Below are 1,993 nucleotides of genomic sequence, written 5' to 3' on the forward strand. Positions count from 1 at the left end.
ACTCTGTTAACGCTAACAGCACGATCCGCGACGGTTCAATAGCTGAGTCGCTACGTCGTTGATGCAACCCTCTGGAGTCGAATCCGTTCGACAGCCGGACCCGTTCGCGCGCGTTACCGCAATCTGTTAACGATAACAAGCGTCGGGTGGCGGATCGCCTGTTCGATCCCCTGCACCGCCGACGGGGTCCCGTACCTGCCGATCACCGGATCGCCGCGGCCCCTCCCGATTCGTCCGGTTCCGCGGGACGATGCGCTGTCCTCCCGGTCCGGGCTCGACGCAGAAACGCAGGTGATCGCCGTGGACTCCGCACTGACGAGCGTCGGCCTCCCGGTCGCCCTGGCCGTGGTCATGTTCGGGCTCGGGCTGTCGCTGACGGCCGCCGACTTCGCCCGGGTCGCGCGGGAGCCGCGCGCCGTCGCGGTCGCGTTGGCCACCCAGCTGGTCCTGCTGCCGGCGGCCTGCTTCGGGCTGGTCCTCGCGGTCGACCTCGACCCGGTCCTCGCGGTCGGCATGATGCTGCTCGCCGCGTCACCCGGCGGCACCACGGCCAACCTGTTCCGCGGCGACGTCGCGCTGAACATCACGCTCACCGCGGTGAACTCGGTGATCGCGTCGGTCACCCTGCCGCTGATCGTGAACTTCGCCCTGGACCACTTCGAACCGGCGACCGAGGGCGCGCTCGGGCTGGAGTTCGGCAAGGTCGCCCAGGTGTTCGCGCTCGTGCTGGTCCCGGTCGTGCTGGGCATGCTCGTGCGTCGCTGGTCGGCGGCGTTCGCGGACCGCGCGGACCGGCCGGTGCGGATCGTCTCCGTGGTGGTGCTGGTGGTCGTCATCGCGGGCACGATCATCTCCGAGCTGGAGAACACCGCCGCCTACCTGGCCGCCGTGGGGCTGGTGAGCGTGCTGTTCTGCGCGTTCAGCCTCGCCGCCGGTTACCTCCTCCCCCGGCTGGCGAAGGTCGGCCGGCGGCAGGCCGTCGCGTCGGCGTTCGAGGTCGGCGTGCACAACAGCACGCTGGCGATCACGGTCGCGATCAGCGTGCTGGGCAGCGAGCGACTGGCCGTGCCGGCCGCCGTCTACGCGGTGGTGATGTTCCCGCTCGCCGCCGCGGCCGGGTTCCTGCTGACGCGGAACCGGGCCCCGCTCGACTGAACGCCGAGCCGGAAGCCGCCGAACGGATCACGCGTCGACCGATTTATCGGGGTGACCGATACTCCGCTCGAATGAGAACGTGCGCGAGACCGATACCGCCCCGGTGAAGCAGTGCGTACTCGCCAACCCGCATGTAACCCTTCCGTGCTCACCCAAAAGTGTCACGGAGGGACAAACCCGGACATGCGATTACTCCGCCGCGCACGACTCTCCACCCGTTCCAGACGCGCGACCGCCGTGGCCGCCACGGCCCTCCTGGTCGCCGCGACCGCGGTGGCGCTCCCGCCGACCGCCGACGCCGCCGTGCCCACCGGCTTCACCGACACCCTCGCCATCGGCGGCCTGACCAACCCGACCGCCGTCTCCTTCGCCCCCGACGGCCGCGTGTTCATCGCGGAGAAGAGCGGCCTGGTCAAGGTCTACGACTCGCTCGCGGACACCACCGCGACCGTGTTCGCAGACCTCCGCGCGCAGACGCAGGACTTCTGGGACCGCGGCCTGCTCGGCCTGGCCGTCGACCCGCAGTTCCCGACCCGCCCGTACGTCTACCTCGCCTACACCTACGACGCGGCGCCCGGCGGCACGCACCCGCGCTGGGGCGACCAGTGCCCGACCCCGCCCGGGGCGACCGACCAGGGCTGCGTGGTCACCGGCCGGGTCTCCAAGCTGACCATGGGCGCCGGCGGCACGATGACCGCCGAGCAGCCGCTGGTCACCGACTGGTGCCAGCAGTACCCGAGCCACTCCATCGGCACGGTCACCTTCGGTCTCGGCCTGGCCCGCGCGGCCGGCCGCGAGCACGACGTGAGCCCGATGGTGCGGTCGCTGGCGCTGCGCC

2 protein-coding genes are annotated in these 1,993 nt (G+C 71.0%); both read left to right on the forward strand.

The genetic code is table 11. The annotated features are described in order from the left end of the window. Positions 1 to 300 precede the first annotated feature (300 nt). The gene (locus AB0G02_RS37220) at positions 301 to 1,155 is read left to right on the forward strand and encodes a bile acid:sodium symporter family protein (RefSeq protein WP_360804310.1); all 855 of its coding nucleotides are present in this window, start codon (positions 301 to 303) and stop codon (positions 1,153 to 1,155) included. 183 nt (positions 1,156 to 1,338) lie between these two features. Beyond that, on the forward strand, positions 1,339 to 1,993 hold a 655-nt coding region (locus AB0G02_RS37225; protein WP_360804313.1), incomplete at its 3' end, for a PQQ-dependent sugar dehydrogenase.

The organism is Actinosynnema sp. NPDC023658 (assembly GCF_040639995.1).
Lineage (GTDB): Bacteria > Actinomycetota > Actinomycetes > Mycobacteriales > Pseudonocardiaceae > Actinosynnema.